The sequence below is a fragment of the Serratia ureilytica genome (assembly GCF_013375155.1).
Lineage (GTDB): Bacteria > Pseudomonadota > Gammaproteobacteria > Enterobacterales > Enterobacteriaceae > Serratia > Serratia ureilytica.
In genome coordinates, this window is sequence record NZ_JABXOF010000001.1 from 682005 (window position 1) to 691269 (window position 9265).

The following is a 9265-nucleotide window of genomic DNA, read 5'->3' on the forward strand; positions in this document are numbered from 1 at the left end:
GACCAAATAACCTCACATGCTATTCTGGCTGCAGAGAGCCGATTTATTTTACGCGAACCCTATGTATTCTAAGGATATTATTTATTTACCCTGGGATAACAAATGGTTCACATTTAGGGGGTTATTTTGACAACGCCAAAGAAGAAAATCGTTATTGTCGGCGGCGGCGCCGGTGGTCTGGAGCTGGCGACCAGCCTGGGCCATAAACTTGGCCGTAAGAACAAAGCCGAGATCACGCTGGTGGATCGCAACCACAGCCATTTGTGGAAACCGCTGTTGCACGAAGTGGCGACCGGCTCCCTCGATGACGGCGTGGATGCGCTCAGCTACCTGGCGCACGCGCGCAATCACCATTTCAGTTTCCAGCTGGGGTCGTTGACCAACATCAACCGCGAGATGCAAACGCTGCAGCTGGCGCAGATCTGCGACGAGCAGGGCGGCGAGCTGGTGCCGGCGCGTGAACTGCCGTACGACATCCTGGTGATGGCGCTGGGCAGCACCTCAAACGATTTCGGTACGCCGGGCGTGAAAGAGCATTGCATCTTCCTGGATAACCCGCATCAGGCACGTCGTTTCCACAACGAAATGCTTAACCTGTTCCTGAAGTTCTCGGCGCAGCCGGGGCAAAAAGAGCGGGTCAACATCGCCATCGTCGGCGGCGGTGCCACCGGCGTTGAACTGTCCGCCGAACTGCACAACGCGGTGAAACAGCTGCACAGCTACGGTTTTGAAGGCCTGGACAACAGCGCGCTCAACGTGACGCTGGTCGAAGCCGGCGAGCGCATTCTGCCGGCGCTGCCGCCGCGCATTTCCGCTGCGGCGCACCAGGAGCTGATCAAGCTGGGCGTGCGCGTGCTGACCAACACCATGGTGACCAGCGCGGATGCCAAAGGCCTGAATACCAAGGGCGGCGAGTTCATCGACGCCGATCTGATGGTGTGGGCGGCGGGCATCAAAGCGCCGGACTTTATGAAGGACATCGGCGGCCTGGAAACCAACCGCATCAACCAGTTGGTGGTGGAGCCGACGCTGCAGACCACGCGCGATCCGAACATCTTCGCCATCGGCGACTGCGCCTCTTGCCCGAAAGAGGGCGGCGGTTTCGTGCCGCCGCGCGCCCAGTCGGCGCACCAGATGGCCTCACGCTGCGCCACCAATATTCTGGCGCTGATGAACGGCCAGACGCTGAAGCCTTACGTGTACAAAGACCACGGTTCGCTGGTGTCGCTGTCGCGCTTCAGCACCGTCGGCAGCCTGATGGGCAACCTGATGCGCGGCTCGATGATGGTGGAAGGGCGCATTGCGCGTTTCGTCTACATCTCGCTGTACCGCATGCACCAGGTGGCGCTGCACGGCTACATCAAAACCGGCCTGATGATGCTGGTGGGCGGCATTAACCGGGTGATCCGCCCGCGTCTGAAGATGCACTGATCCCGCCGTTGTCGATCAACCCGCGCCGGTTCGCCCGCGCGGGTTTTTTTATGGCGGGGCGAGGCTAACGGCGGCGGTTGCTTGATTCTTCAGCATAAGCTGTCGCCGACATGGGTAAAATTCTTAAGATTCCTCCTAAACAACGGCAAAACGGCCGTTTTCCCGCATTTTTGGTCCCCTTGTCTTATTGCGAGCCCTCAAATCATTGTGCAGACTTTACCTCGTTTACAGACGGCGCGTCGCGCACGCCGTAAACCGGGATACCGCAAGCCGCCCATGCGCAAAATAATAAGCGCGGTGCCATGCCGGTAACAGACCCGGAAAAAATGCGTGGTAACACTTTCAGGAGGTTTCCTGTGAACAAGTCAATGTTAGCCGGTGTTGGGATTGGCATCGCTGCCGCTCTGGGGATTGCCGCGGTAGCCAGCCTGGACGTCTTTTCTGCCGGTCCGCAATATGCGCAGGTGCTCGCCGCAACGCCGATTAAAGAAACCATCAAAACGCCGCGTCAGGAATGCCGCAACGTCACCGTCACGCACCGTGCACCGGTGCAGGATGAAAACCGCATCGCCGGTTCTGTGCTGGGCGCAGTGGCGGGCGGCGTGATCGGCCACCAGTTCGGCGGCGGTCGCGGACGCGACGTGGCGACCGTGGTGGGCGCTCTGGGCGGCGGCTACGCCGGTAACCAGGTGCAAGGGGCGATGCAGAATAACGACGTCACCACCAGCGTTCAGCAGCGTTGCAAAACGGTCTACGACAAGTCTCAGAAAATGCTGGGCTATGACGTGACCTACAAGATCGGCAATCAGCAGGGCAAGATCCGCATGGATCACGATCCGGGCACCCAAATCCCGTTGGACAAAAACGGCCAGCTGGTGCTGAACAGAGCCTGATCGACGCATTCGAATTAAACCCGCGGGCAGTGTTAGTTCTGATCGTTTAACTCGGTTAAGCGAGCGGCGTTAACATTGACGCGGGTTTCTGCTTTTTGTCTGCCCGCGAATTCGACGATCGTTCTAATGTCTGCGTGCGATATCACTGGGCAAAACTTCAAAAAAGCCCCCGCGTTTGTTATATTATTGTGCGATTAAGCGGTGTGTTCGGCGCTAATCGCCGCACCGGCCAAACCCGAGTATTTCGTCTCGCAGAGATAACGACATGTTAGATTTTCGCTTTCCGACAGCGTTGCAAATGGTCCTTAGCGTCGCCGTAGCTGAGAAGCAGGGCATGCGTTCGACGAGCGCCACGCTCGCCGCCACTCTGGAAGCTAACCCGAGCTTTATCCGCAAACTGATGGTGCCGCTGACCAAAGACGGCATCATCGTTTCCACCCTGGGCCGAAACGGCTCTATCCACCTTGGCCGCCCGGCGGAAGAGATTACCCTGCGGGATATCTACCTGGCGGTGATCGACGACAAGCGCATCTGGGCCTCACGCCCTGAAGTGCCGGCCCGTTGCCTGGTGAGCGCCAACGCCTGTTGGTATTTCAAATCGGTGGTGAACGAGGCCGAGCAGGCTTCGCTCGCGGTGCTGGCACGCCATACCGTGGCTGACTCGCTGGCCGAACTGGAGCGGGGCGACAAGCGCGCCTGTGCGGAATACGTCGCCGCGCAAGAGGCCGAAACCGCCGATAAATAATCGCGGTTCGCATGCATAAAAAAAGGTCGGGCAATGCCCGACCTTTTTGCATGTTAAGACGAGGATTACGCCGTCTGCGTCTGCGTTTTGCGTGCCACCAGGCGACGCAGGGTGACGTAGAACACCGGCGTCAGGAACAGCCCGAACAGCGTGACCCCCAGCATGCCGGAGAACACCGTGATGCCGGTGACGCCGCGCACTTCGGCGCCGGCGCCGTGGCCGAGGATCAGCGGGATGGTGCCGGCGATGAAGGCGATGGAGGTCATCACAATCGGTCGCAACCGCAGGCGACAGGCTTCCAGCGCCGCCTCGACGATGCCTTTGCCCTGCATTTCCAGCTCGCGGGCGAACTCGACGATCAGAATAGCGTTCTTGCAGGCCAGCCCCATCAGAACGACCAATCCGACCTGCACGAACACGTTGTTGTCGCCGCCGGTCAGCCACACGCCGAACAGCGCCGACAGCATGGTCATCGGCACGATCAGGATCACCGCCAGCGGCAGCGTCCAGCTTTCATACAGCGCCGCCAGCGCGAGGAACGCCAGCAGCACCGCGACCGGGAACACCACCAGCGCGGCGTTGCCCTGGGTCGATTGCTGGTAGCTCAGATCGGTCCACTGGATGTTCATGCCGTTCGGCAACAGCTTGTCGGCCATTTGCGTCAGCGCGCTCATCGCCTGGGTAGAGGAGAGGACGCGCGGATCGGCGTCGCCGATCAGGTCCGCCGCCGGGAAACCGTTGTAGCGGATCACCGGATCCGGGCCGTAGGTCGTGCCGATGCTGACCATACTGCCGATCGGCACCATTTCGCCTTTGTCGTTGCGGGTACGCAGGTTGGCGATGTCTTCCACGCTGTCGCGGAACTGGCCGTCGGCCTGCGCCATCACCTTCCAGGTGCGGCCGTAACGGTTAAAGTCGTTGATGTAAGACGAACCGAGGTAGGTCTGCAGCGTGCTGAACAGCGCATTGAGCGGCACCCCCTGAGCTTTGGCCTTGTCGCGATCGATTTTGGCGTCCAGCTGCGGCACGTTGGCCTGATAAGAGGAGATCGGGAACCCCATGCCCGGCGTTTGCATAATGGCGCCGGACATCGTGTTGATCGCGGTCTGCAGCGCGCCGTAACCCAGCCCGCCGCGATCCTGCACGTACAGCGAATAGCCGGAACCCTGGCCGATGCCGAGGATCGGCGGCGGCATGATCGAGAAGGCGAAACCTTCCTGGATCTGCGAAATGCGCGCGTTAATCTCGGCGTTGATCTGCGCCGCGGTGCGGGTACGGGTGCTCAATGACTCCAGCGCGAAGAACACCGTGCCGGTATTCGGCGTATTGGTGAACTGCAGCGCGTTCAGGCCGGGGAAGGCCACCGCATCGGTGACGCCGTCCACGCTCAGGCCGATGGCGCTCATCTTGCGGATCACCGCATCGGTGCGCTCCAGCGAGGCGCCTTCCGGCATCTTCACGCCGCCAATCAGATACAGCTTGTCCTGCGTCGGGATAAAGCCGCCCGGCACGGTCTTGAACATCATCCCAGCGGCGACCAGCAGCAGCAGGTAGACGACGAACACTGCGCCGCGTCGGCCCAGCACGCGGGATACCCCGTGCTGATAACGCTGCGAGCCGCTGGCGAAGAAGCGGTTGAACGGCCGGAACAGCCAGCCGAACAGCCGGTCGATCAGGCGCGACGGCAGATCTTTCGGCGCGCCGTGCGGCTTCAGCAAGCGCGCCGCCAACGCCGGCGACAGGGTCAGCGAGTTGATGGCGGAGATCACCGTCGAGATGGCGATGGTGACGGCGAACTGTTTGTAGAACTGGCCGGTAACGCCGGAGAGGAACGCCATCGGCACAAACACCGCGCACAGCACCACGGCGATGGCGATGATCGGGCCGGAGACCTCGCGCATCGCCTGGTGCGCTGCCGCCAGCGGCGACAGCCCCTCTTCGATGTTGCGCTCGACGTTCTCCACCACCACGATGGCGTCATCCACCACGATGCCGATCGCCAGCACCAGCCCGAACAGGCTAAGGGTGTTGAGCGAGAAGCCGAGCAGATACAGCGCGGCGAAGGTGCCGACCACGGAGATCGGCACTGCCAACAGGGGAATGATCGAGGCGCGCCAGGTCTGCAGGAACAGAATGACCACCAGCACTACCAGGATCACCGCTTCCAGCAGGGTGTCGACCACCGCGTGGATCGAATCGCGCACGAACACCGTCGGATCGTACGGCGATTTCCAGCTCATGCCGTCCGGGAAGCGGGTCGCCAGCTCGGCCATCTTGCCGCGCACCGCATCCGACAGCTCGATGGCGTTGGCGCCCGGCGACTGGAAGATGCCGATGCCGACCGCATCCTTGTTGTTGAGCTGGGCACGCAGCGCGTAGCTGCCGGAACCCATTTCGATGCGCGCCACGTCGCGCAGCCGCACGATCTCGCCGTTATCACCGCTCTTGAGAATGATGTTGCCGAACTCTTCTTCGGTTTGCAGGCGGCCCTGGGCGTTGATCGACAGCAGATAGTCGCTGCGCGTCGGCATCGGCTCCGCGCCGAGCTGGCCGGCGGAGACCTGCACGTTCTGCTCCTGCATGGCGCTCACCACGTCGGAGGCGGTCAGCCCGCGCGCGGCGACCTTGTTCGGATCGAGCCAGATGCGCATTGCGTATTCGCCGGCGCCGAAGATCTGCACCTGGCCGACGCCCGGCAGGCGAGCCAGTTCATCCTTGACCTTCAGGGTGGCGTAGTTGCGCAGGTACAGCGAGTCGTACTTGCCGGAAGGCGATACCAGATGCACCACCAGCGTCAGCGCCGGAGACTGTTTCTGGGTAGTGATGCCCTGGCGGCGCACATCTTCCGGCAGGCGCGCTTCGGCCTGCGCCACGCGGTTTTGCACCTGTACCTGCGCCTGATCGGGATCGGTGCCCGGGCGGAAGGTGACGGTGGTCACCAGCACGCCGTCGGAGCCGGCGACCGATTTCATGTACATCATGTTTTCGACACCGTTGATCGCTTCTTCCAGCGGCGTCGCCACCGTTTCAGCAATCTCTTTCGGGTTGGCGCCCGGGTATTCGGCGCGCACCTGTACGCTGGGCGGCACCACGTCCGGGTACTCGCTGATCGGCAGCAGCGGAATGGCGATCACCCCGGCGACAAAAATCAGTATCGACAGCACCGCGGCGAAGATCGGCCGGTCGATGAAAAAACGGGAAAAGTCCATGGGTCAGAATTCTCTGCTGGGAGCTTAGTTAAGGGCGGAGGCGGTGGTGGTCATGGCGACGCTTTTCGCGTCGACCGGCATGCCCGGCATAAACACTTTCTGCATGCCGTCGACGATCACCCGATCGCCGTTCACCAGGCCTTTTTGCACAATGCGCAATCCTTCGGCCATCCGGCCCACGTCGATGTCGCGGCGCTGCGCCTTGCCGTCTTTATCGACGATGTAAACGAACTTGCGGTTCTGATCGGTCATCACCGCTTTGTCGTCGATCAGCATGGCGTTGAACTCGGCGCTGCCGGGCATCTGCACGCGGGCGAACAGCCCCGGCGTGAAGCGGCGATCGCGGTTGTCGAGCAGGGCGCGCATGCGGATGGTGCCGGTACCGGCGTTCAACTGGTTGTCGGTGAAGTCCACCAGCCCCTGATGCGGAGTGCCGTCTTCGCCCACCAGGCCCACCTTCACCGGCAGGCGCGCGTCGTGTCGGCCCTGCTGCTGATAGCGCAGGAAGGTGGCTTCATCCACGTCGAAATAGACGTAGACCTTGTCGAGCGACACCAGCGTCGTCAGCACGCTGGCGCTGTCGCCGGCGGTGACCAGGTTGCCGGCGGTGATCATCGCGCGGCTGGCGCGCCCGTCAATCGGCGCGGTAACGCGGGTAAAGTCGAGATTAAGCTGCGCCATATCGAGCTGGGCCTGCGCCGCCAGCACGTTGCTTTGCGCCTGCGCGGCGGACGAACGGCGCTGTTCCCACACCTCTTGCGAGATGGCCTGAGTGCCGATCAGTTTCTCGGTTCGCGAAGATTCGCTGCGCGCGAGGGCTGCCTGATTGCGCGCCCGCACCAGCTCCGCCTGCGCCTGTTCGCGCGCGGCGCGGTAGGTGCGATCGTCAATGGTGAACAGCACCTGACCTTTCTTCACCTCGTCGCCTTCGGTGTAGTTGACCCGCTCGATGTAGCCGGAAACCCGCGGGCGCAGCTGTACGCTTTGCACTGCTTCGACCCGGCCATTAAACGCATCCCACTGGCTGATCGGTTTGACCACCACGCTGGCGGCGCTGACCACCGGCGGCGGTGGCGGGGCGTTGTGCGCGACGCTGTTGTCACACCCGGCGAGCAGGGCGGCCAGCAGCGCCACCCCGGAGAGCCGCTGGCCCAGAGCGAAGGCGCGCGTGCGGCCGCCGGCGTTGAACGATGAGTTTGGTTGATTTGGCATTATTTTTATTCCGATAAGTAAGCGCTGTCTGGCCCCATACCCAGCCCTGTTTTCCGGGCTTTTCCCTTCATGCCGGCGTTCGGCGGAAGGGGCGCCGCGCTTTGTCATGGCGCAACGTTAGGTTTTGAAACATATTGGTGTCACATTAATGTATCAATATCGGTTACATTAATTGGGTGGAGTATAGAGGCGGCTTTCTGGTAAATGCAATAATAAAAATTGCATTTAAAGCAAAACTGTTGCAACGTATGCGCACTGGGCAGAGGGGGACCCTGCCGACATGATGGGAGCATCAGCATGAACACGACGGGTTTCATTACCGATTTGAAGACGTGGATCGACAACAATCTGGAAGAAAAACTGGATATCAACACCGTAGCGGACCGCGCGGGCTACTCCAAATGGCATCTGCAGCGCATGTTCAAGCGCCAGACCGGCTATGCGTTGGGGGAGTATATCCGCATGCAAAAACTGAAGGTGTCGGCGGAGCGCCTGGCCAACAGCGGCGAACCGATCGTCAGCGTGGCGATCTCGCTCGGCTTCGACTCACAGCAGTCGTTCAACCGCAGTTTCAAACGCCAGTTCGGCCAAACGCCGGGGGACTGGCGCCGCGCACTGGCGCAGCCGACGGCGGTGAGATGCACGCACCACTGAGCGGTTTGGCAGTGGGAATAAAAAAGCCTGAATTTGCGTTCGGGCTTTTTTGTTAGCATCTAAATGACTTTTTGAGTAACTCGAAATTTTTACAGTTAAGTTTTGATATTAGTTTGTCTCGTTTTTCCAGTTTATATATTTACAGAGCCCTTCCAAATCAGGGAATAAGGTTCGGCTACTGACACCATGTCTGTCTAGAGATTTTAATAGTTTTTCCCTGGTATCTTCTGGGATTTTTATTTCTTGAACTGACTCTGATATTTCATTGTTTTTTTCCAGGGGAACGAACTTCTTAGAGGATTTTGAGTACTTATGTGCAGTAAACCAACCATGCTGCGCGATAATTCTAGGGTTATTTAACTTTGGCCTTATAACCTGTGTTCTTCCTGTGTCAAATGGTCCTTTTTGCGGCTCTTTCAGATATCGATTTGCATCCAGTGCATAAACATAAACATCCCCTTTTTTCCAATCATTACATGCAAAGAATAAGGCTGCAAGTGGATTGCTAGTCCAATCTAATAACCGAGTCTTCATGCCGAAGTGTTGTGCTATTACTAAGAGATCCCAATCATCAAGATCATTTTTAGGTAGAATCGATGCGCCCATTCGCTTTAACTCTTTTATTAATTCTTGCTCAGCACTTGTTGAGTCGGTTTTTGGATTTTTTCGCGCTATACTTGGCAGTAAATTACCTTTTTCTGCTTGCCCCCTGAATAGCATCAGCTCCGAGTCATTGCCAAGTCTCTCCACTATATCGACAAATTCAGAAAAATTTTTTGCTGTTTGTGATTTCATTTCTAACCTATTTTTATTTTTTGTTGAGTTGATAATGCATATATTTATCTAATCATCTAAGTAGAAAGATGCTAATGGGGATAAATATATCTCTACATTTACTCTAAGTAAATACGTTTGACGTGATTGCCGAGACGTTCTCAAGAAAATAGAGTTTAATTTAAGTGGTTTTTAAATTAAACCCATCAGGAAAGTGATGGTAGGCTTCTTCGTAGAATATGGCGGTAAGGGAGGGATTGATTCGCTGCGCTCACCCTGCGGGCCGCCGTTGGCGGTCCAAAACGCGAGCGTTTTGTCGAACCCTGTCGAGGATTCTCACCCTCCCG

The 9265-nt window shown here is 58.7% G+C and carries 7 protein-coding genes and 1 other RNA gene; 4 read left to right on the forward strand and 4 right to left on the reverse strand.

Going from position 1 to position 9265, the window contains the following annotated elements; translation table 11 throughout:
• Window positions 1-126: 126 nt before the first annotated feature.
• The 3 genes from HWW83_RS03325 to HWW83_RS03335 all read left to right on the forward strand — a co-directional run bounded on the left by HWW83_RS03325 (window position 127) and on the right by HWW83_RS03335 (window position 3069).
• Entirely contained in the window at window positions 127-1431 is a 1305-nt protein-coding gene (locus HWW83_RS03325) for an NAD(P)/FAD-dependent oxidoreductase (protein ID WP_072627812.1), read from the forward strand.
• 356 nt (window positions 1432-1787) lie between these two features.
• Entirely contained in the window at window positions 1788-2324 is a 537-nt protein-coding gene (locus HWW83_RS03330) for a glycine zipper 2TM domain-containing protein (protein ID WP_004928798.1), read from the forward strand.
• Window positions 2325-2589: 265 nt separating this feature from the next.
• On the forward strand, window positions 2590-3069 hold the full coding sequence (locus HWW83_RS03335; protein ID WP_046899281.1) for an RrF2 family transcriptional regulator: 480 nt from the start codon (window positions 2590-2592) through the stop codon (window positions 3067-3069).
• Between the two features lie 65 nt (window positions 3070-3134).
• Here the strand turns inward: HWW83_RS03335 and sdeB are convergent, their stop codons facing one another.
• Window positions 3135-6278 carry a multidrug efflux RND transporter permease subunit SdeB gene (sdeB, locus tag HWW83_RS03340; protein ID WP_176588979.1) on the reverse strand — a complete coding sequence of 1048 codons (3144 nt, stop codon included), beginning with the start codon at window positions 6276-6278 and terminating at the stop codon, window positions 3135-3137.
• A gap of 24 nt (window positions 6279-6302) precedes the next feature.
• Complete coding sequence (gene sdeA, locus HWW83_RS03345) at window positions 6303-7490, reverse strand: multidrug efflux RND transporter periplasmic adaptor subunit SdeA (RefSeq protein WP_099782650.1); 1188 nt, start codon at window positions 7488-7490, stop codon at window positions 6303-6305.
• Between the two features lie 297 nt (window positions 7491-7787).
• On the opposite strand from sdeA, the gene HWW83_RS03350 reads away from it, so the two are divergent.
• Window positions 7788-8144, forward strand: a complete 357-nt coding sequence (locus HWW83_RS03350; RefSeq protein ID WP_033642706.1) for a helix-turn-helix domain-containing protein — start codon at window positions 7788-7790, stop codon at window positions 8142-8144.
• Between the two features lie 108 nt (window positions 8145-8252).
• Here the strand turns inward: HWW83_RS03350 and HWW83_RS03355 are convergent, their stop codons facing one another.
• Both HWW83_RS03355 and HWW83_RS03360 read right to left on the reverse strand, forming a co-directional pair.
• Entirely contained in the window at window positions 8253-8939 is a 687-nt protein-coding gene (locus tag HWW83_RS03355) for an FRG domain-containing protein (protein ID WP_089196927.1), read from the reverse strand.
• A 219-nt stretch (window positions 8940-9158) separates the two neighbouring features.
• Window positions 9159-9264, reverse strand: a non-coding RNA gene (locus HWW83_RS03360) — RtT sRNA.
• Window position 9265 lies beyond the last annotated feature (1 nt).

What these genes read in the sequence shown, in the direction of transcription:
- HWW83_RS03335 (WP_046899281.1), top strand. Translation starts at nt 2,590, where the DNA reads ATGTTAGATTTTCGCTTTCCGACAGCGTTGCAAATGGTCCTTAGCGTC.
- sdeB (WP_176588979.1), bottom strand. Translation starts at nt 6,278, where the DNA reads ATGGACTTTTCCCGTTTTTTCATCGACCGGCCGATCTTCGCCGCGGTG.
- sdeA (WP_099782650.1), bottom strand. Translation starts at nt 7,490, where the DNA reads ATGCCAAATCAACCAAACTCATCGTTCAACGCCGGCGGCCGCACGCGC.
- HWW83_RS03350 (WP_033642706.1), top strand. Translation starts at nt 7,788, where the DNA reads ATGAACACGACGGGTTTCATTACCGATTTGAAGACGTGGATCGACAAC.
- HWW83_RS03355 (WP_089196927.1), bottom strand. Translation starts at nt 8,939, where the DNA reads ATGAAATCACAAACAGCAAAAAATTTTTCTGAATTTGTCGATATAGTG.